Genomic DNA, 21187 nt, shown 5'->3' on the forward strand with positions numbered 1-21187 from the left:
GTAGGAGCGAGGCTTGCCCGCGAAAGGGGCGCCACGGTCTTACAGATTCACCCTCAAAGCAACTTCCACAACGAATCAAAATCCTCCTCAACGCCGCTCACTGCGGCGTTGTCGTTTCTGGCCGCCTCCAGCGAGCGATAAGCAAACTGATTAAAACTGTTGGTACTCGCCACCCGTCGATCCAGCCCGGCGCGGCGCTCCTGGCCGTTGGTGTTGATCAGCACTTTGCTGCCTTCCTGAAAGGGCAGGCGCGGTGCGAGCAACGTAGCGGGCAGGTCGATGGCGCTGATTTCCGGCAGCAACAGGCCACGCAAATATTGACTGTGGTCGTCCCGCGTTCGCACCAGTTGCAGCCCGCACGGCTCGGCGTAAGGCGCGACCTGTTCGATCCCCATTTGCGTACCACCGCCACGTACCTGACGAATCCAGCGCACCACTGCAATACTCCAGCCCTGATTGGCGGAGTCCTCGATTCCGACCATTTCACCAGCTTGTAGCTCGGCCGGCACTGCGCCAGGCCATGCAAGGCAATAGCCGCCGGGGCTGTGATTGATGACCGGCAGGGCGTATGTCGGAAAATGCCGATTGCTATCAGCCGCCTCGTGGCCGTCGTTGTTCTGAAGTTGCGGGTATTCAATCTCTTCGTAGGGCAGCAAGGCATCGGCGCTGCCGTGGGGAGCGGTGTCGAACGCCTGGCCCCATTGGTCGCTCTCCCGGCCTGCCGGGGACGTTGCCGAAAACTGCGCTAGGCGGGTGCCGGGGTTTTTCAGAATATCGCTGAACGAACGTTGCCCGCCCAGATAGAAGTGCAGCGCGCTCATGCCCACGCACAGGGTCAGCGTGCCTTGGCCAGCGGTGCGTTGAAAACTGCGCTCGGCAGCCTGGCCCCACGCGGCGTGCAGGTGTTGCAGTGTATCCAGGCTGAGCCCGGTCGGTACCGGCAGCGGCGGAGTGCCGATATTGCCTTGCAAATGCGCTTCGATGGCGGCGACCAGTGGCTGCGGATCAATCCCCAGCAAACCGGCCTGCTGCTCGGCCCTGAACTTCGAACGGTAGCGCGGACCGGTGTCGAGGTCCGGCGCGACGGCAAACAATCCGTCAGCAGGTTGGCCGGATTGCAACTTGATCCATTGGCTCCAGGGCTCCAGCACCTCGGCGAGCCGTGCAATCTGATTCTGGCGCAGTTGATTGCAGCGGGAAGCGCCCAGCAGCAGGGCCGTCACGTAAGTCTGTTCGATGCTCAGGGTTTTCGTCTGGCTGGCCAGTTCATCGCGCAGGCTCAGATGCTGGAGTTTGTGTGCGCAGGCGATCCGATACAGCTGATGCAGCTCCAGCCACAGGCCTTCCGGCACCGGGCAATACAACTGAGTAGAGCGAATCAGCGGGCCGTTCAGGCAATGGATCGCCCGCTGCAGCGCCTGGGTCAGCAGAGGGGCTCGATCCTTGCTGAAGCGCGGGGTGATGCGCACGACGATCTGTTTGTAGCCAATCGCCAGGTGACTTTGCAGTGCCTGGCAAAGGTTGGCGATCTTGCGCGAACGCTCGTCGAGCACAATCGCTTGATGCAGGAAATGCCGTTCCAGGTGTTTGCAGACGTAATACACCTCGGGGCGCAACAGTTCGAGCAGTTGCAGGCGATTGTCGCTGGGGGTGAGCAGTTGGTTGAGTTCGCTCAAGCCTTGATAGAGCAAGCGGGCGGTTTCGCCGATGTTGGCTTTGGGCAGGTTGGCGATCCAGCGCTTGAGGTCGCGTGGCGTCGGTTCACAGAACGACAGGCGCAGTTGCGTCGGGATCGGTGCACGTAGCAGCAGGTGGGGACTGGTCTCATTCATGCCGTGGAAAACTCCAACCGGGAAATGGGCGTGAATGACCTGACTGTAGCACCTACGGATGTCTACCGTTTGTCTGTCAGCCGAGTGCTGCTCGGGTGTACTACTAATCTGACACACGTGCGACTGGATACGCACAGTCGTACGGCCTGCTGCCTACGCAGGGCAGGTCTCTTGTAACTTCAAGGAGATGAGGTTCATGTCTAAATACGTAGTGGCAAATCAATGGGGCGGCAGTTCGGCACCCTGGCATCCGGGCGGAGACTGGGTGTTAGGCGCGCGGGATAACCAGAACGTGGTCGCGATCGAGATCAAATCGGGCGATGGCGGGAAGAGCTTCACCGGCACCATGACTTACGCGGGTGAAGGTCCCATTGGCTTCAAGGCTCAACGCACGGGCCAGAACCAGTACAACGTGGAAAATCAGTGGGGCGGCAACGACGCTCCATGGCATCCGGGTGGCAAGTGGGTCATCGGCGGCCGTGATAATCAGAACGTTGTGGCGTTGAGCTTCACCTCCAATGACGGAGGGAAAAACCTCAGTGGCACCAATACCTACGCCAACGAGGGGCCGATCGGCTTTCGTGGACAGATAGAGTAACGGCGCTACCGAAATGTCCGCCCCTTCGAAGACGTTCGACGGGGCGGATCAGCCAAATCAGGCGTTTGGCAGGCCCATGCCCTGGCCCATCTGTACCGGAGAACCGGCCGCCAACTCTTCAGCCCATTTCACTTGATCCGGCCCGAACAGCACGACAGCGGTCGAACCCAGCTTGAAGCGACCCAGTTCCGCACCTTTTTCCAGATGGATCGGCGCACGGGCGGCTTCGTCGTAACGGAAGGTTTTCAGCTCGCGTTTCGGCGGCGTCACCAGCCCGGCCCACACGGTTTCAATCGAGGCCACGATCATCGCGCCCACCAGCACCACGGCCATCGGCCCGCGCTCGGTGTCGAAAATGCACGCCACACGCTCGTTGCGGGCAAACAGTTCCGGCACGTTTTCGGCGGTGGTCTGGTTGACCGAGAAAATCCGGCCCGGGATGTAGACCATCTCGCGCAGGGTGCCAGCCAGAGGCATGTGCACGCGGTGGTAGTCTTTCGGCGACAGGTAAATCGTCGCGAAATCGCCACCCATGAACGGCGCAGCATTCGCGGCATCACCGCCCAGCAATTCCAGCACGCTGAAGCTGTGCCCCTTGGCCTGGAACACGCGACCGTGTTCGATCGGGCCGAGTTGGCTGACCGCACCGTCGGCCGGGCTGAGGATCGCGCCCGGAGTTTCATCGAGCGGGCGAGCGCCGTCTTTCAGTGCTCGGGTGAAGAATGCGTTGAAGTGCTCGTAAGCCGTCAGGTCTTCGACCAGCGCCTGGGACATGTCCACCTGATAACGCTTGGCGAACCAGGCGGTAAAGGCGTTCTTGAACCAGCGCACGCGGCATTCGGCAATGCAGCCGGCCAGTCGCGAGAGCAAGTGGTGAGGCAGCAGGTATTGGCTGAGGATAAACAAACGCTTATTCATTAACTGTCCTTAAAAACCTTAAATCTCTACGGGCGTATCGGGGTGGTTGCCCCATTCGCCCCAGGAGCCGGCGTAGCCTTTGACCCGCGGATAACCGAGGGATTTGGCCACCAGATAAGTGAAGCCAGAGCGATGGTGAGTCTGGCAGTGGGTGATGATTTCTTTGTCTTTGGTGATGCCGAGTTGGTCGAGAATCTGCGGCATGTCCGTGCGGATGCGCAAGTTGCGCGACTTATCCATGCCGGCCGTCCATTCGAAATTCACCGCGCCGGGAATGTGCCCGGCCTTGGCTGCCAGGACCTTCTCGCCGGAATACTCCAGCGGGCCGCGCGCGTCCCATACCGCCAGGTCGGCGGCGCCGAGACGGCTTTGCAGGTACTCGCGGGTGGCGGTGGGTTCGTCGTGCAGGGTCAGCGCAACCGGGCCGCCAACGTGGGCCGGGATCTGGATCGACATGGGCATGCCTTCTGCCAGCCACGCCGTCAGGCCACCGTCTATATAGTGGTAATTGCGGTGGCCGATGACATCGAGCAGCCAGATAAAGCGCCCGGCCCAACCGCCACCTTCGTCGTCGTACACCACGTAGACCGCATCGGGGTTGTGTCCCAGCTCACCGAACAACGCTTCGAGCGCCGCTTGCGGCGGCATCAGCCCCGGCGCAGGTGCCTGACCGAGTTGCGTTCGTTTGGGGTCGACAAAGCGCGCGCCGGGAATATGCCCTTCGGCATAGCGGGCGCTGCTGGTCAGGTCCACCAGAATCAGTTCGCGGGACTCGAGACGCGGGAGCAAGTCGCTCGGCTCGATGACCAGCGCCAAGCCAGAGAAGTCAGACATGTGAGGTCTCCAGAGCACAAAGGGGAGGATTGTAGCGCAGCATTCATTGACCGCGCTGGCTAAAGCTATGGAGTGCCTTTTCAATGCACTGCGCGGTTTTACCGAAAGCTTGCACGGTGATTTCCGAAAATGGCCCGCCGCCCTGATCCGCTACAACGACCATGATCACCCGGCCATTATTGACCAGTGAGCGCAGCAGCAAATGTTCGCCGCGAAATTGCGCGCGCAGGTTGGCAGGTAACAGGGCCGTGAACTGGGCGTTGTTGGCCGGGGTTAATCGCACTTGGGCCTGTTGCGAGAGCAGACGCTGCAGCACGGTGCTCTGGCTGACCGCCAGGTTCAGGCCTGCCGCTTCTTTCTCCAGCCCGGCCGTTTGATGCGCACGCAAATTGGCGTGGGTGCGGTCGGCCATCAAAATCATCACTCGACGCATGCCGCACGCGACCAGCGCGTCCCGGGCAGAGGTGGTCAAGTGCATCGCATTGGTGAAGCGGCTCGGCTCGACCAGCAATTCGGCACATTGTTTACGCCACGCCATCAGGTCTTCGGTGGTCGGCGCTGGCGCCGGCAGCAAACCTGCGTGAATGCGATTCACGCCCGATGGCCAGATCAGCGATATAGCGGGGTGCCAGAGGTCCGGCATGGCGTGCTGGTGCGCGCTGTTGACGGCCTGTTGATGCAATTGCTGCTGCACGTCGTTCATCGGCATTTGCAGGTAAAGGCTGGTCAGGTATTGCCAGCGCTCGCTGTGCGGACTGTCCCAGGCTTGTTGCGCCGACAGGGCCAGACCATTGGCCAGCAGCACGGTATTGGCCGGCTGATTGAGCCAGCGACGCAGGGTCGGATCGTCATCGAGACGGTTTTGCTGGCGCAAAGGGTGCTCGCTGTCGCGGGCGATGCGCAGGACTTTGACCAGTTCTCGCTGCTCGTTGAGTAGCAGTCGATAACCTTGCTGCACCCAGATCGGCAGACGCCAGATGTCCACCAGTGCCTGACAGATGTCCAGCAGGCGAACGCCGAACAATTGCTTTTCGACTTTGCGCGCTGACTCGCCTTTATAAATGACCCGCAGCTCCCACTCTTCGAGCAACTGCGGATGAGTCAACGCCATCGGCCACAGCGGCGAGAGAAACAGCAGGCTGCCCCAGTGGATGTCCTGCCAGAGCCGCGCTAGGCGACCGGCGAAAAAGCCGTTGGCCTGTTGGGTCGCATGCTGGCTGATCAACTGCAACTGACGCAACGCCACTGGTATGTGTGATTGGGGTTCGGCTGGCAACCGGGCGAGCAATTCTTCGGTGCGTTTCAACCCGAGGCGATTGATGGCCACCTCAAGGTTTTCAGCCGGTTCGGTCATGCTGCCGTGGGTGTGGCGATTGGCTTCGCGAATCACGCTCAAGGCCAGGGCCGGGCTGTCTTGCAACAGTTCGGCAATGTCGCGAAGTGAACTGCGGTTATCGGCGAGGGCCTTGCAGACACGGTCGTGACTGGCTTGCGGAACGGGCAGGCGCACGCCATCGAGCAGCTTGACCCAGCCTTCGAGAGTGGTCGGTTTTGGAATTGGAACGTTCGTTTCGTTAGCCATGGTTGGACGCGATCATCGTCTGCATTACCTATGCCCGGAGCGGGCCAAATTGGCTTTTCGCCTGAACTGGCTATAGTCTGGCGCAGTTTTGCCGATAAGTAGAAGAAGAGATTTTTTAACTTCCGAATATGACCTTGAACCCGACTCAGTAAGTGCTCTCCTACCTATGGCTAAAATTATCGGCATCATCGTCGTATTCGCGAGCGTGCTCGGCGGATACGTGCTTTCCCACGGCAAAATTGCCGCCCTCATCCAGCCTTTTGAGGTGATGATTATCGGTGGCGCGGCCCTTGGCGCATTCCTGCAGGCCAACCCCGGTTACATGACGATGCACGTGCTCAAGAAATCCTTGGGCATGTTCAGTTCGCGCTTCAGCCACACGTTCTATCTGGAAGTGCTGGGCCTGGTCTACGAGATCCTCAACAAGAGCCGCCGCGAAGGCATGATGGCCATCGAAGGCGACATCGAAGATGCCGCTGCGAGCCCGATTTTTGCCAAGTACCCGGTCGTGCTCAAAGATGAACGCATGACCGCGTTCATCTGCGATTACCTGCGCATCATGTCCTCCGGCAACATGGCTCCCCATGAGCTTGAAGGCCTGTTCGACATGGAACTTTACAGCCTCAAGGAAGACCTCGAGCATCCGTCCCACGCGGTGAATGGTATTGCCGACGCCATGCCCGGTTTCGGTATCGTCGCGGCGGTACTCGGTATCGTGGTGACCATGGCTTCCCTGGGTGAGGGCGACCAGGCCTCAATCGGTCTGCACGTGGGCGCGGCACTCGTCGGTACCTTCTTCGGTATTCTCGCGGCATACGGCTTCTTCGGCCCATTGGCCACTTCCCTGGCCCACGATGCCAAGGAAGAACTGAACGTCTACGAAGCCATCAAGGCCTCGCTGGTCGCTTCTGCTTCCGGCATGCCGCCGTCGCTGGCGGTAGAGTTCGGCCGCAAGGTGCTGTACCCGGCGCACCGTCCTAGCTTTGCTGAGCTGGAACAAGCGGTTCGCGGTCGCTAAGTCATGGAAAATAACCAGCCGATAATCATCAAGCGCGTCAAGCGCATCGCCGGCGGGCATCACGGGGGCGCCTGGAAAATCGCCTTCGCGGACTTCGCGACGGCGATGATGGCGTTCTTCCTGGTGCTGTGGCTGCTGTCCACCGCAACACCGGAACAGAAGATCGCCATCGCCGGTTACTTCAAGGACCCGGTCGGCTTTACCGAAAGCGGCACGCCGTACATCATTGACTTGGGCGGCTCGCCGACCCTGGCGCCGGAGAACACCCTCAACCCCGAGGTGAAATCTCAGCCGCAGCCAGACAAGGTGACTATCGACACCGAGCAGGTTGAAGGCATGGCCGAGCAGGTCGAGAAGGAGCGTCTCGAGCTGTTGCTGCAAGAACTGCAGAACAAAGTCGAAGAGAACCCGCAACTCAAGAAATTTAAAGACCAGATCCTGTTCGAGATCACGCCGGACGGTTTGCGCATCCAGATCGTGGACGCCGAAAACCGGCCGATGTTCGACTCCGGCAGTGCTCGTCTGAAGCCGTACTTCGAAGACATCCTGCTGGCCATGGCCGACACCATCAAAGCGGTGCCGAACAAGATCAGCATCAGCGGCCACACCGATGCCAAACCGTACACGGGCACCGGTGACTTTGGTAACTGGGAGCTCTCGGCCAACCGTGCCAACGCTGCGCGTCGTGCGCTGATCGCCGGCAGCTATCCGGATGCGCAGGTGGCGCGGGTCGTCGGTTATGCCTCGTCGGCGTTGTTCGATCGCGAGAACCCGTTCAATCCGGTCAATCGCCGTATCGACATCGTGGTGCTGACCAAGAAAGCCCAGCGCGCCATCGAAGGTTCGCAAGGTGCGGAACCGGCTCCAGAGCCGACGCAAGGGCAGGGTGGCCCGGGCGAAGTGCCCGCCACACCGGCCGACCCGAACGCGTTGCCGGCGGATAAAGAACCGTTGCCGGCACACGAACTTCGCGAGCGCTTGAACCTCTTCGACAGCCCGGCACCGAAACCGGGTGAGCCACCGAAGCAGTAACCCACAAAAAAGCCGACAGCGATGTCGGCTTTTTTGTGCCTGCTGGGGGGATCCTACCAATCGGTATTTTGTCGTTCATTGAGAGGCTGACCTTCGATAGCGAAGCTTCCTTCTGGGTTTAAAGATTAGTCCTACATCTATCCTTTGCCTGCCTTGTTAGCGTGCCCGCCAATTTCGCGTGCACAGACCATGGAGGGTTTGGACATCGCGCTTCATTTCCTCTTTGCTTAAGGATAAGCGTATGTTCGGATCGGCCAATACGGCGCACTTCGCGCTGCACATCCCCGCTGTTCGTAACGATTTCAAAGTCCTCGCCTTTGACGGTGTTGAGGCCATCAGCGCCTTGTACGCGATCCAGGTTGAACTGGTCAGCGAGCATCCGGATTTCGATCTCGAAAGTCTGCTCAGTCAACCTGCGTTTCTCCAGTTCGGTTTTAACGGCGAAGGTCTTCATGGCCGTATCGAAGACGTATTCGTGGGTGAGGCCGGCAAACGCCTGACCCGTTATCACCTGACCCTCGTACCGGCGCTGCACTACTTGCAGTTCAGCCACAATCAGCGGATTTTCCAGAACCTGACGGTGCCGCAAATCATTGCTCAGGTGCTCAAAGGTCACGGCGTTCAGGCCGATGCGTTTACCTTCCATGTCAGCACCAGCCCCGAGCGCAAATACTGCACGCAATATGGGGAAAATGACTTCGAGTTCGTCCAACGTTTATGCGCCGAGGACGGCATCGCGTGGCATCACCAGCATTCGGCAGACGGTCATCTGTTGGTGTTCACCGACGACCAGACCTGGTTCCCCAAACTGGGCGAAACGCCTTATCTACAAGACTCTGGCATGGTGGCGGACCACCCGGTGGTCAGCCAGTTTTCCATGCGTTTCAGCACCCGGACCAGCACGGTCACGCGCCGGGGTTATGACCTGAAACGGCCGAGTCTGCTGCTGGAGAGCCGCTTCACCGCCGAGTTCAGCCCAGAGCTTGAAGACTATCGTTACCCGGTGTTGATGAAATCTGAAAACCTCGGCAAGCAGCTCGCTCGTCAGGCTCTGGAGCGGCACCGCACCGATTACCAGTTGACCGAGGGCAAAAGTGATCAGCCGACGCTGCGCTGCGGTCACTACTTCGACCTGACCGAACACCCGCGCAAAACCTGTAACGATTTGTGGTTGTTGCTCAGCGTGACGCACGCTGGAAAGCAGCCTCAGTCACTGGAAGAGGCCATTACCAGCGACGTCAAACCTGAAGATGGCTTTACCCAAGGCTACCGCAACAGCTTTAGCGCCATTCCGTGGGATGTGTTTTACCGCCCACCGATGCGTTCACGCAAAACCGTGCTGGTCAGCCAGACCGCGCGTGTCACCGGGCCGGTCGGCGAGGAGATCTATTGCGATGAATATGGCCGTGTCCGTGTCGAGCTGCCTTGGGATCGAGCGGAACTCGACAGCGAAAAAAGCAGTTGCTGGCTGCGGGTGTCATCCAGCTGGGCGGGTGAAAGCTTTGGGGCGGTGACCATTCCGCGCATCGGCATGGAAGTGGTAGTGACTTATCTGGAAGGGAACCCCGACCAACCATTGATCACCGGTTGCGTGGCTAACAAGGTCACGTCCGTGCCGTACACCTTGCCCGAGCACAAAACCAAAACCGTATTGCGCAGCCACAGCTCCCCACACACCGGTGGTTACAACGAGCTGTCGCTTGAAGACCGTGCCGGGCAAGAGCAAATCTATCTGCGGGCGCAGCGCGACCTCGAACAGCTGATCCTCAACGACAGCGACACCAAGATCGGCAACGACCGCCGCGAACAGATCACTCGGGACAGCCACAGCCTGATCAGCAACGACCGTTTCGAACAGGTGGACAACCACAGCGCCAGCCTGATCAAGGGCGACGAGTTGCACACCACCCAAGGCGTGCGCAACACGGTGATCGGCGGCAATGAACTGATCACCATCACCGGTAATAGCAGCACCACGGCAGGCGGCACGCTGGTGATTCAGGCCGGTTCACAGGCCCACGTCACCGCTGCGAACGTGGTAATCGATGCGGGGATGAGCCTGACGCTCAAGGCTGGCGGTCACCACATCGTTATCAACGCCGGCGGGATCTTCAGCAGCGTGGCCATTGTCGAGGGTGGTTCACCGCTAGCTGGCCTGCCCGGGCAGGCGGCACTGTCAGTAGTTCCCCAAGCTGCCGAGGCAGTGGTTATCGACACCCTCCCCATGGAAGCCCTGCTCAAACAGAACATCGTCTTTCGTGAGGCCGATTCCGGCATTTGCCCGGTATGCGATGCCGCCCAGGAACATCAGGTAACAGAGAGGGCTGAAGTATGACCCCGATCACCCCGAACAAAGGCCTGCTCCTGCTTGACGGTGCCCAGTATGAGGACGCTATCGATTGGCTTCACGAGCACTATGGCGCAGACGCTCCTCAATCGCTTTTCAAGGGGGCCGCCTACGAGCCGATTGGCGCAGCGGGGCCATTTCTGCTGAATGCCTCGCTTGGCAGCGCAGCCTATGCCGCGTGGTGGGGCGGCTCTGACTTGCAGGACGGTGTTTGGCTGGCTTCTCCACAGAGCGCCCAACAATGGCTACCGATCCTGCAACGTCGGTTGCGCATTTTTGATGAACACCAGCGAGAACTGTGGTTGCGCCTGGCGGACGGCTCGGTTCTGCGCCGCGCCTGGTTGGCCGACGTGCAATGGCCAACAGGCTTTTGGTTTGGTGTGGAAAGCGTCTGGCTACGCCATGGCAACGCGACAGTGTGCGCTTGGGAAAACCAGGCACCGGAATTCGACTCAGCACCGGCCAATAAAGGTCTGGCCGCGCAAATCACCCTGCCTGAGCCGCTTCTGCATGCACTGAGTCTTCCAGCCAACCCGGAGAAAAACGCATGAGTGCCCAAAATAAAATCCGCGTTGGAACGTGCCCGCTGTTCGCTGCCGTTTTGCCCCTGCGATACGCCCTCGGCCCTACCGTCGCTGTCGATACCGATGCCTACGACTTGCCGGCGTTGAGCGGCTCGATTCCCGAGTTGGGGTCTCGTCATCCTGACTTGACCGGGCATGTGCTCAATTACACCTTACGTTTGTTGCGCGACGGTTGGCTCTATGTCTGGGAGAGCAGTCCACCCAAGTTGGTGGAGTATCAGGTCGAAAAAGCTCAGCTCACCCAAACCCCGCGTGCGGGCAGGGTAATCGACACCCGGGTCAAACCCCATCTGGTATTGAGGGCGGGCGACCCTGCCGGATTGGTCTGGTCGCCCGTTCGCTGGAGTGAAGCGCAATACCAGGCCGCCAAAAAAGACCCAGCCGTACGTCAGCGCATCATGCGCAGTTTTGTACCGGGGGTTGCGCCGTTCAGCGGCAAGGTTGACGCGGTCGCCAAGCAGATTGGCGAATACAACGATGCGACGAGCTATAGCTGGAGCGCGGAGCCCGAGACGGAGCACGCACCCGATTGGTTGAAAGTGCTCAAACAGATGGGGCGTTGCGAACAGCAGACCTTCGCCGTCATAGATGATGCATGGGGCGTGCTGCTCGACCTCGCCGCATTGATGCGTGTCCGTAAAGAAGCATTCGACAGTTACCAGGAACATCACGCTGAAACGTGGGCGATGGCCAGTGTCATCAAGTCACTGAGCGAAGGCGACCGCCAACTGAAGGCACAGTTGCCGTCCATCACTCGCTATGACGAACTTCAGCGGGCGTGGAAAGATCAAGAAACCCAGAACGACCGGTATACCGCCGACACGCGGCGTCTGGCCCAACTCTGGGTGGCGTGGTTCAACACCCTGCAATTGGCTGGACCGTCGAGCATGGACACGGCTTGCGGCCATTTCGACATCACTCAGTCGATGGCGCGTGAGGCACTGGAATTGCATTTCGCCGAAGCCTGCCTGGGGCCGGCCAGCACCAGTGTCGGGGCCGAGGCCATTACCCTCAGTCTTGAAGGTGACAAGGCCGGTAAGCCATGGTTGCTTTGGGCATTGCTTGGGTTGCCGTCACGGCTGGGTGTTGGCGAAATCAAATACCTTGTGGACTTCAGTGATGTGGCCCGAGATAACCAGGCTGCTGTTCAAGAGGGCGCCAGCAAACTTGCCAGAGCCTTTGGTTATGCCGATGCGTTGAACAAAACCGCCGACAAACTGAAGCAACACAAACCGGCCTCAAGCATAGAGGCTCTATTTCTGTCCATTGCCCCGGTGGCTGGGCTGCAATTGCATCAGGGTGAAAGGGCCACCGGCACAGCCGGGTATTTGTACATGGCGGCAGCACTAGCCCGCAGCGATCAGCGCATCCAGACCTCGGGCGTCACACCGCGGCAGTTGGGCGAGTGGTATAGCGACTTGATGGGTACGCGCCAGACATTGCCTGCGCATTTGAGCGTCGCACCGCTGGCCAGCGGTGTGGCTGACGGTATCCCTTTCATGCATTTGGTCCCTGCCAGCACCAAGCTGCCACCGTTGCCAGTGAATCTGGCTGCGAGTGTTGAATTGAGCAGTGTGTTTGATTTGAAAAGTGCGCTGAGCAAGGCGCCGATCAAGTCGATTGTGACGCTGGTGGCGGGGGTGAATTTTGTTTGGGCGACGGGTCAGCTTTCTGAGAAACAAACCGCCCAAAGCAGATTTGGTGCTGCCGGGGCTGTGTTTGGCGTTGGTGCAGCAGGGGCAGCTGTCGTTCAGCGAGTGGCAGAGGTTGATTGGGCTTCGGCAGTTCGCCAGAGTGGGAGGACTTCTATTCCAGCAAGGCTCATGCTGGTCAGAGCAATGGGCATTGCCGCGGTTGCTGCATCGTTACAGGCTGTTGTCCTTAGTTTTGATGTGGTGATCTACGGGATCGAAGCCTATGAGGCGTATCAGGCGGGCGACCTCGACACCATGGGGACGGATTTGGCTATCGTCAGCGTCGAGTCGGCCGGCATAGTGCTTTATGTAAAACTATTCCGGGCGTACCGTGCTGCACAAGCGGCTGTGATGGTGGGTGAAGCTGCGGCCATTGCAGGGGGGATGAATGTCGCACCGCATCTAGCCATAAAAATACTTGGCCTCACCGTGGTGATTGTCGCGGGAGTCATTACCCGACTCTATACAGCGGACTCGCCGCTGGAACAGTGGATAAAAAATAGCCATTTTGGTATCCGCCCGGACGACGTTTGGTCAAAGAGCTACACCCTCTCCATGGATAAGCTGTATCCCATTTTGTTTCCCATCAGCTTTGATGCTCGTCGGTTGTCAGAAATGCACCCTTATCAAGGGCAAGTTACTTCCACCTACCTGATGCTCAACCTGCCAGGGAAAAATGTATCGTTGACCGATGCGATGATTCACTTCAAGGGCATTGAAGTGTGGGGCGATACACTCGGCTACCATCCCGAGAAGATAAAAAAGGTCGAATGGACGGGCAAAGACTTTTCACTACATAGCGGCAGCCGCATTCCTGTACCAGTTGGCGTTACCCCTTATCGCCGTGTGTACCGTGAGGACGGAGTACGGGACTTGAAGCGTATCGAGGGTGAGTTGATCTATTCCCCACAAGAAGGGCTGACGCTGCCAGCATTAAAAATCATGGAACTAGCATGGATATGAATACATCGGAGCAACCCCGAGGCAGTGCTGCAACCACGATTATGCTTGAGGCGGACAAATCGACAGGTGAACAGCCGATGGAGTTGTTCATTACCGATGAACACACCGAGCAATACTTGGCGTTGCAAGCAGGCGGCGGTTCGGATCGAGGATTATGGACGGGGGTGTTAGGTGGAATTGGTGGCTGTGCGTCGGTAGGGCTTACCCTAATGCTGGCGATGCAAGGTGTTTTTGACTACATGATGCTTGGCCTTGGTCTGTCTTTGTTTGTGGTGCCCTTCCTTTGGGAGGTCCTGCGCCCTTTACCTCTGCCCATCCTGTTTAACCGCCGAACACGCGAAGTGTATTTCGACCATGAAGGCGACCTGTTCCACACTCCGTGGGATGGTATCTCGGCTGTAGCCAATGAGTTCCAACTGGTGGGCCCCCATATTGGTGGCATGCAAAGCGCCGCACTGGAAATTCGCGTGTGGAGTTTTGAAAAGCCGGATACGGCACTCATGATCAGCCTTGGTTCACCGTTCGGCAAATCACTGGCGATGCAAAAAGGGTTTTGGGAATACATCCGTGCCTACATGAACAACGGCCCTTGGTTCGACGAACACGGTAATCACAGCAAATCGGATGCTTTTGTAAAAAGTCAGTTGGCCGTGAAACCGAATATGAGCGGTTGGTTTAAGGACACTTTCAATGGCGTAAAAAAAACAAAAGCCGAAAATGCCGGAAAAAACTACTTGGGTGGTAGCGATGGAGGGTGTAATTAGTTTTGTGTAAACGGTCATTTGGCAGGAGACTGCCTACCCCAAGGAAATCCAATGACCGAGTCAAAACCCAAGCGAGCCAAACGAGTCAAGCCTGATCCTGAGCTGGTTAAACTGGCCGACAGTCTGTTGGCCAATTACAAAAAGCCCGAAGATCTCATCGGCGAAAACGGCCTGCTCAAACAGCTCACCAAGATGCTGGTCGAGCGGGCCCTTGAAGCCGAGATGACCGAACACCTGGGGCACGACAAAAGCGCGACGATCACCAACACCGCCGCCAATGCGCGCAACGGTCACAGCGGTAAAACCCTGAAGGGCGACTTCGGCGAACTGCCGCTCGACATCCCTCGCGACCGGCAGGCGTCCTTCGAGCCGCAGTTGGTGGCCAAGCATCAAACCCGCTGGACGGGCTTCGATGACAAAGTCATCTCGCTGTACGCTCGCGGTTTGAGTGTCAGAGAAATTCAGGCGCACTTGCAGGAAATGTACGGCACCGAGGTCTCTCCCAGCCTGATCTCGGCGATTACCGACGCGGTGAGTGATGAGGTCAAACTCTGGCAGGCGCGGCCGCTGGACGCGCTGTACCCGATCCTCTATCTGGACTGCATTCACGTCAAAGTGCGCGATGCCGGCGCCGTGCGCAACAAGGCGGTTTATCTGGCCATCGGCGTCAACATGGCGGGTCACAAAGAGGTGCTGGGCTTGTGGATCGCTCAAACCGAAGGCGCAAAATTCTGGCTGCAAGTGGTGACCGAACTCAAGAATCGGGGCGTGCAGGACATCTTCATCGCCTGCGTGGACGGCCTCAAAGGCTTCCCTGAGGCGATTGAAACGGTTTACCCAAAAGCCGTCGTTCAGCTGTGCATCGTGCACATGGTGCGCAACAGTTTGAACTTCGTATCGTGGAAACGGCAGAAGGAAGTCGCGGCTGACCTCAAGCTGATTTACACCTCGGCCACCGCCGAGCTGGCTGAGCAACGGCTCTGCGAATTTGAAGCCAAATGGGACGCCGAGTACCAATCGATCAGCCTGTCATGGCGACGAAACTGGGCTCGGGTGATTCCGTTTTTTGACTATCCAGCCGAAATTCGCAAGGTGATCTACACCACCAATGCCATCGAATCGATCAACATGAGTCTGCGTAAAGTGATCAAAACGCGTGCGTCATTTCCGACCGACGAGGCGGTGATGAAGCTGTTTTATCTGGCGCTGAACAACATCAGCAAAAAGTGGACAATGCCGATCCGGGACTGGAAAGCGGCTTTGAATCGCTTCAGTATCCAGTTTGAAGATCGGCTGTTAACGGTTTAATAGAAATCCCGTTTACACAAAATCAGGGACACCCTCTAGCGATGTAGTCATGCTCGTATTTACGTTTCTTTTTTATCCATGTTTTCGAATCCAGGAATTCACCTACAGCGTCGCCAAGCGCCGCTCCCGCAACTTGTGGCCGAAGGTTGTCAATGAGCGCCTGAAAGCCGGCGGTCCCACCACGCGACTTGTCGATCTGGAGCGTGATCGGGGTTGTCGCGTATCGAAGGAGAGTTGATCTTTCATCCGCTTGAAGGGCTGACGCTGCCAGCAGTAAAAATCATGGAACGAGCATGGATATGAATACGCCCGAACAGCTCCGGTACAGCGCTAAACCCACGGTCATGCTTGAAGCGGACAAGCCCGCGGGTGAACAGCCGATGGAGCTGTTTATTACCGATGAACACACCGAGCATTACTTGGCTTTGCAAGCAGGTGGCGACTCTTATCGAGGACTGATGACGGGCGTGTTGGGCGGTATTGGTGGGGTCGCAGGAATCGGGCTTGGACTTGTCAGTCTTATGCACAGCGGTGAAGCCGAGGGCCTTTTCATAATGCTTTCGATATGTACTCCGCTATTTGTTATGCCATTCCTATGGGAAACGCTACGCCCGCTACCGCTACCTATCCTGTTTAACCGCCGCACTCGCGAAGTGTACTTCGATCACGAAGGCGAACTATTCCACACTCCATGGGATGGCATTTCAGCCGTGGCTAATGAATTTCAACTAGTTGGCACTCACATTGGTGGCATGCAAAGCGCATCGCTGGAAATTCGCGTGTACAGATTCGAAAAACCGGAAACGGCGTTGATGGTGAGCCTCGGTGCGCACTTCGGTAAATCACTGGCGATGCAAAAAGGCTTTTGGGAGTACATCCGTTCCTACATGAACAATGGCCCCTATTTCGATGAACACGGTAACCACAGTGAGTCGGATGCATTTGTAAAAAGTCAGTTATCCGTTCGGCCCAGAATGAGCGACAGCTTCAAGCAGACACTGGAACGGATAAAACAGGCAAAGCAAGAGAGCGGAGGTAAGAACTATTTACGCAGTAACGATGTTCTGGGCTTGGTACTCGATCTCTGCTTCTACCCCACCTGTCGCGTTCAAGAACTCACCTATCGCATCGCCAAACGCCGCTCCCGCAACCTGTGGCCAAAGATTGTCACTGACCGCCTTCAAGCCAATGGCCCTACCACTCGGCTTGTCGATCTGGAACACGAGCAGGGTTATGGCGTATCGAAAGAAGGTTGATCTATCCCCCGCGAGCGGTAAAAAATCGAAGAAAGAGGCATTTCTGAGAAAGGTGTAGGACGTCTCCGAGACGTATAAACCGGGTTTTTCTTCGCTTAAGGCTCACCTATAGTTTGTCCGTCGCCGACGAATCGGTGACGGACCTTAGCCGGTCGTTTGAGAGGAATGCACGAGCGCCCGTATAATCGCGGCGCAATTTGCTGCCTGACATATCTGTCTATGGTGGCTGTGCGTGGGACACCTTCGGGTGTGCCGGGTTCCTCTGACCGGTCGGCTAACCCACGTACAGCTGCCACTCCATTCGATTAGCCGCGAAAAGGGTGGGAGTTTCATCTTTCAGAAGGAATTCATACCATGTCCAGATACCACCCGCTCCAAGGCAACTTCAGCGTCGGCCCGACGCTGTACATCGACACCGAAGCTCGCGCTTCCGATCTTCTTGAGACCGCCGTCCACCGACTCAAAGCCGCGCGAAATCTGCTCAACAGCGTCACTTGCCTGTGCGTCAAAGACGCCGAAGGTCACGATCTGGAGCATTTCGCCAATGCTGCGCATATGTTGATTCAGGATGGTTGTGACGCCTTGGATGCGTTGGGCTGGAAGCTGGAAAAAGCCGCACGCTGAAAACGAAAAAGCCGCGAGATGATCGCGGCTTTTTTGTGTGGAACTTAAACCCTGTGGGAGCGAGCTTGCTCGCGAAAGCGGTATGTCAGTCAACAGTGATGTTGAAGCTGATGGCCCCTTCGCGAGCAAGCTCGCTCCCACAGGTTTTGTGGCGGTCTAGTAACTGGTTTCGGGCAAACTGGCGATGATCGAGCGATAACTGTTCATCCGTTGCTGCTGCACGCGGCCTTCTTCCAAGGCCTTGAGCAGGGCGCAACCCGGCTCGCGGTCGTGCTTGCAGTCGCGGAAGCGGCAGGTGCCGATCAGGTCGTTGAACTCGATGAAGCCGGCTTCGACATCGGCACGGCTGACGTGGCCCAGACCGAATTCGCGAATACCCGGGGAGTCGATCAACTCACCGCCACCGGGGAAGTGGAACAACCGCGCGGTGGTGGTGGTGTGAGTGCCCTGGCCGGACAACTCGGACAGCGGGCCGACACGGGCTTCGACTTCAGGCAACAGGCTGTTGACCAACGAAGATTTGCCGACACCGGACTGGCCGACGAACACGCTGATGCGCCCGTCCAGCTGTTCTTGCAGTTGCTCCATGCCGTTGCCGTGGTGCGCCGACACTTCCAGCACTGGGTAACCCAGCGTGCGGTAAACCGCCAGCAAGGCATTCAACGCTGGGGCGTTCTGCTCGTCGATCAGGTCGAACTTGTTGAGCAACAGCAGCGGCCGGATGCCCGCGTGTTCAGCGGCGACCAGGTAACGGTCGATCAAGTTAGCGTGAGGCTCGGGCAGTGGCGCGAAGACGATGACGATCATGTCGACGTTGGCGGCTACAGGCTTGAGCTGGCCACGGCTGTCCGGCCGGCAGAGTTCGGTTTTGCGCGGCAGTTGCGCCACGATCACGCCGATGCCCTGGTTGCCGGCACGCCAGACCACCTGATCACCTGTCACCAGCGCAGGCAGGTTGGCGCGCAAGTGGCAGCGGAACACCTGGCCGGCCAGTTCGCCCTCAAGGGCTTCGACTTCGACCTGCACACCGAAGTGCGCGATCACCAGGCCGGTCTGTTCCGGACCCAGGTCGCCGCCCTCAAGTGCCTCGACAGCCGAGGACTCGCGTTTGGCGGCGCGGGCAGCGCGCTCGCCCTGAATCTTTTCGATGCGCCAGTTTTGACGACGATTGAGTTGGCGTTTGGCCATGGGTGTTCCGTATCAAGAATGCAGCGATTAGGTAAAACGGCCGCGAGTTTAGCACGCCCGGCCACCGGCCTAGGCTAAACTGCGCAGCATTGCCTAGGAGCCGACACATGCAAAACCCGCAGAATCTGATCTGGATCGACCTGGAAATGACCGGTCTGAACCCTGATACCGACGTCATCATCGAGATGGCCACCATCGTCACCGACAGTGACCTGAACACCTTGGCCGAAGGTCCGGTGATCGCTATCCACCACAGCGACGAGATCCTCGCCGGCATGGACGAATGGAACACCCGTCAACACGGCGGCTCCGGGCTGACCCAGCGCGTTCGCGACAGCCGTATCAGCATGGCCGAAGCTGAAGCCGAAACCATCGCCTTCCTGGAAAAATGGGTGCCGAAGGGCAAGTCGCCGATCTGTGGCAACAGCATCTGCCAGGACCGTCGCTTCCTTTATACCCACATGAAATCCCTGGAAAGCTTCTTCCACTACCGCAACCTCGACGTCTCGACGCTTAAAGAGCTGGCCGCACGCTGGGCGCCGGACGTGCGCGACAGCTTCAAGAAGGGCAGCACCCACCTGGCCCTGGACGACATCCGCGAATCCATCGCCGAGCTGCAGCACTACCGCAAGCATTTCATCAAGTTCTGATTCCGTGGTGCCTGCTCTGGCCCCTTCGCGGGCAAGCCTCGCTCCTACAGTTAGTCGAGTACCCGTAGGAGCGAGGCTTGCCCGCGAAGGGCGCGATGCGGTCTATCTGCTTGAACGCCCTCTTTTGGTGCCGCACCGAAATGGCTAGACTGCGCGCCTTTCTGCAAGGACCGCCACCATGTTGTTGATGCTTTACCTGATCGCCATCACCGCCGAAGCCATGACCGGTGCCCTGTCCGCCGGCCGTCGCGGGATGGACTGGTTTGGTGTGGTGCTGATCGCGTGCATTACGGCGCTCGGCGGTGGTTCGGTGCGTGACGTGCTGCTCGGTCACTACCCGCTGACGTGGGTCAAACACCCGGAATACCTGGTGCTGACCTCGATCGCGGCGATGTTCACCGTCTTCGCTGCACGCTGGATGCGCCACCTGCGCTCGCTGTTTCTGGTGCTCGACGCCGTGGGTCTGGTGGCATTCACCCTGATCGGCTGCATGACCGCCCTGGAAATGGGCCACGGCATGTTGGTGGCGTCGGTCAGCGGCGTGATCACCGGGGTTTTCGGCGGCATCCTGCGCGACATCTTCTGCAACGACATCCCGCTGATCTTCCGTCGCGAGCTCTACGCCAGCGTCTCGTTCGCAGCGGCGTGGTGCTACATGCTTTGCATTTACCTGCAATTACCCGGTGAACAGGCGATTTTGATCACGCTGTTTGGCGGTTTTCTGCTGCGGTTGCTGGCAATTCGTTTCCATTGGGAAATGCCGAAGTTCGTCTATAACGACGAAGCCTGATCGATACACGGTCCCTGTAGCAGTTGCCGAGCAGCGCGAGGCGGCGTTCGGCTGCGCAGCAGTCGTAATCCTGCAAAGCGAGTCCTGCGGCCTCGAACGCAGCCTTCGGCAGCTGCTACAGAAGTCCGTGTTGTTTCAGGGCCCACTCGACGTGTTCGCGAACCAGCTCTGACGGATAGTCGCGGCGCGCCTTCAACGCTTCCAGCACAGGAATGCTCGACGGCGCATTGCCCAGGCCTACCGCCAGGTTTCTCAGCCAGCGTTCGTACCCCGCGCGACGCAGCGGTGAACCTTCGGTGCTGCTGAGGAACTTGTCCTCATCCCACATGAACAATTCAGCCAGTTCGGCGTTGTCCAGGTTGTGCCGGGGCTTGAAGTCGCTTTCGCCGGACGGGCGGGCGAAGCGGTTCCACGGGCAGACAATCTGGCAGTCATCGCAGCCGAACACCCGATTGCCGATCAGCGGGCGCAAGTTTTCGGGGATCGCGCTTTTCAGTTCGATGGTCAGGTAAGAAATGCAGCGCCGGGCGTCCAGTACATACGGGCCGACGAAGGCGTTGGTCGGACAGATGTCGAGGCACGCGGTGCAGCGGCCGCAATGTTCGGTGCTATGCGGCGGGTCTACGGGCAGCGGCAGATCAACAAAGAGTTCGCTGAGGAAGAAGTAACTGCCGGCCTTGCGATTCAAGACCAGGGTGTTTTTGCCGATCCAGCCCAGGCCGGCCTTTTCCGCAATGGCCTTTTCCAGCACCGGTGCACTGTCGACGAAGGCGCGGTAACCGAACGGCCCGATGACCGCCTGAATTTTTTCTGCCAGGTGTTGCACGCGCTTTCGGATCAATTTGTGGTAATCGCGGCCCAAGGCATAACGCGATACGTAGGCTTTTTCCGGTTGGGCCAGCAACTGCGCCATTTGGGTATCGCCGGGCAGGTAGTCCATGCGCAGGGAAACCACGCGCAAGGTACCGGGGACGAGTTCTTCCGGGTGTGAGCGTTTGCTGCCGTGGGCGCCCATGTAGTCCATTTCGCCGTGGTAGCCGGCCGCCAGCCAGCGCTCCAGGTGCTGCTCATGCTCGGCCAGGTCCAGGCCGCTGATGCCGACTTGCTGAAAGCCCAGCTCGCGGCCCCAGTCCTTGATGGATTGGGCGAGGGCGGGCAGGTCTGTGGTAATAGCGGGCATGAGGCGAGAGAAACCGGAGCTGAGG

The 21187-nt window shown here is 58.6% G+C and carries 18 protein-coding genes; 12 read left to right on the forward strand and 6 right to left on the reverse strand.

Annotated features, from left to right (window positions below; genetic code table 11):
- Positions 1 to 53 precede the first annotated feature (53 nt).
- A complete protein-coding gene (locus ACYZTM_RS18025) occupies positions 54 to 1832 on the reverse strand; it encodes a molecular chaperone (protein WP_461983837.1) in 1779 nt (592 codons plus the stop codon).
- A gap of 196 nt (positions 1833 to 2028) precedes the next feature.
- Here ACYZTM_RS18025 and ACYZTM_RS18030 point away from each other — a divergent pair, with 196 nt between their 5' ends.
- Entirely contained in the window at positions 2029 to 2430 is a 402-nt protein-coding gene (locus ACYZTM_RS18030) for a lectin OAA family protein (protein WP_131058795.1), read from the forward strand.
- A 57-nt stretch (positions 2431 to 2487) separates the two neighbouring features.
- On the opposite strand, the gene asd is transcribed toward ACYZTM_RS18030, so the two are convergent.
- Genes asd through ACYZTM_RS18045 form a run of 3 tightly spaced genes read right to left on the reverse strand, consistent with a single transcriptional unit; the run spans position 2488 to position 5764 of the window.
- Positions 2488 to 3348: an archaetidylserine decarboxylase gene (gene asd, locus ACYZTM_RS18035; protein ID WP_131058796.1), complete on the reverse strand. Its 861-nt coding sequence runs from the start codon at positions 3346 to 3348 to the stop codon at positions 2488 to 2490.
- A gap of 18 nt (positions 3349 to 3366) precedes the next feature.
- Positions 3367 to 4182 carry a rhodanese-like domain-containing protein gene (locus ACYZTM_RS18040; protein WP_131058797.1) on the reverse strand — a complete coding sequence of 272 codons (816 nt, stop codon included), beginning with the start codon at positions 4180 to 4182 and terminating at the stop codon, positions 3367 to 3369.
- Between the two features lie 43 nt (positions 4183 to 4225).
- Positions 4226 to 5764 (reverse strand): HDOD domain-containing protein, encoded by a 1539-nt coding sequence (locus ACYZTM_RS18045; RefSeq protein ID WP_461983840.1) that lies wholly within the window; start codon positions 5762 to 5764, stop codon positions 4226 to 4228.
- A 166-nt stretch (positions 5765 to 5930) separates the two neighbouring features.
- Here ACYZTM_RS18045 and motA point away from each other — a divergent pair, with 166 nt between their 5' ends.
- The 9 genes from motA (at position 5931) to ACYZTM_RS18090 (ending at position 17354) form a co-directional block, all read left to right on the forward strand.
- On the forward strand, positions 5931 to 6782 hold the full coding sequence (gene motA, locus ACYZTM_RS18050) for a flagellar motor stator protein MotA (RefSeq protein ID WP_131058799.1): 852 nt from the start codon (positions 5931 to 5933) through the stop codon (positions 6780 to 6782).
- 3 nt (positions 6783 to 6785) lie between these two features.
- Positions 6786 to 7814, forward strand: coding sequence for a flagellar motor protein MotB (motB, locus tag ACYZTM_RS18055; RefSeq protein WP_461983842.1), 1029 nt, complete (start codon positions 6786 to 6788; stop codon positions 7812 to 7814).
- Positions 7815 to 8055: 241 nt separating this feature from the next.
- Positions 8056 to 10149 carry a type VI secretion system tip protein TssI/VgrG gene (gene tssI / locus ACYZTM_RS18060; protein ID WP_461983844.1) on the forward strand — a complete coding sequence of 698 codons (2094 nt, stop codon included), beginning with the start codon at positions 8056 to 8058 and terminating at the stop codon, positions 10147 to 10149.
- Entirely contained in the window at positions 10146 to 10712 is a 567-nt protein-coding gene (locus ACYZTM_RS18065; RefSeq protein ID WP_461983846.1) for a DUF4123 domain-containing protein, read from the forward strand. Before tssI ends, ACYZTM_RS18065 begins: the two co-directional genes overlap by 4 nt.
- A complete protein-coding gene (locus ACYZTM_RS18070; protein WP_461983847.1) occupies positions 10709 to 13402 on the forward strand; it encodes a toxin VasX in 2694 nt (897 codons plus the stop codon). Before ACYZTM_RS18065 ends, ACYZTM_RS18070 begins: the two co-directional genes overlap by 4 nt.
- The gene (locus tag ACYZTM_RS18075) at positions 13393 to 14166 is read left to right on the forward strand and encodes a hypothetical protein (RefSeq protein ID WP_461983849.1); all 774 of its coding nucleotides are present in this window, start codon (positions 13393 to 13395) and stop codon (positions 14164 to 14166) included. The genes ACYZTM_RS18070 and ACYZTM_RS18075 overlap by 10 nt, the downstream gene beginning before the upstream one ends.
- Positions 14167 to 14217: 51 nt before the next feature.
- Entirely contained in the window at positions 14218 to 15474 is a 1257-nt protein-coding gene (locus tag ACYZTM_RS18080) for an IS256 family transposase (protein WP_461964636.1), read from the forward strand.
- Between the two features lie 299 nt (positions 15475 to 15773).
- On the forward strand, positions 15774 to 16730 hold the full coding sequence (locus ACYZTM_RS18085) for a hypothetical protein (RefSeq protein WP_461983851.1): 957 nt from the start codon (positions 15774 to 15776) through the stop codon (positions 16728 to 16730).
- Positions 16731 to 17084: 354 nt separating this feature from the next.
- Entirely contained in the window at positions 17085 to 17354 is a 270-nt protein-coding gene (locus ACYZTM_RS18090) for a hypothetical protein (protein WP_461983853.1), read from the forward strand.
- Positions 17355 to 17510: 156 nt separating this feature from the next.
- On the opposite strand, the gene rsgA is transcribed toward ACYZTM_RS18090, so the two are convergent.
- Positions 17511 to 18542: a small ribosomal subunit biogenesis GTPase RsgA gene (gene rsgA, locus ACYZTM_RS18095; protein ID WP_461983855.1), complete on the reverse strand. Its 1032-nt coding sequence runs from the start codon at positions 18540 to 18542 to the stop codon at positions 17511 to 17513.
- Between the two features lie 107 nt (positions 18543 to 18649).
- On the opposite strand from rsgA, the gene orn reads away from it, so the two are divergent.
- The gene (orn, locus tag ACYZTM_RS18100; RefSeq protein WP_008035288.1) at positions 18650 to 19192 is read left to right on the forward strand and encodes an oligoribonuclease; all 543 of its coding nucleotides are present in this window, start codon (positions 18650 to 18652) and stop codon (positions 19190 to 19192) included.
- 178 nt (positions 19193 to 19370) lie between these two features.
- Positions 19371 to 19982, forward strand: coding sequence for a trimeric intracellular cation channel family protein (locus ACYZTM_RS18105; RefSeq protein WP_007945604.1), 612 nt, complete (start codon positions 19371 to 19373; stop codon positions 19980 to 19982).
- 115 nt (positions 19983 to 20097) lie between these two features.
- Here ACYZTM_RS18105 and queG read toward each other — a convergent pair whose 3' ends face one another.
- On the reverse strand, positions 20098 to 21162 hold the full coding sequence (gene queG, locus ACYZTM_RS18110; RefSeq protein WP_461983857.1) for a tRNA epoxyqueuosine(34) reductase QueG: 1065 nt from the start codon (positions 21160 to 21162) through the stop codon (positions 20098 to 20100).
- Between the last annotated feature and the right edge of the window lie 25 nt (positions 21163 to 21187).

Source organism: Pseudomonas sp. MDT2-39-1 (genome assembly GCF_054898085.1).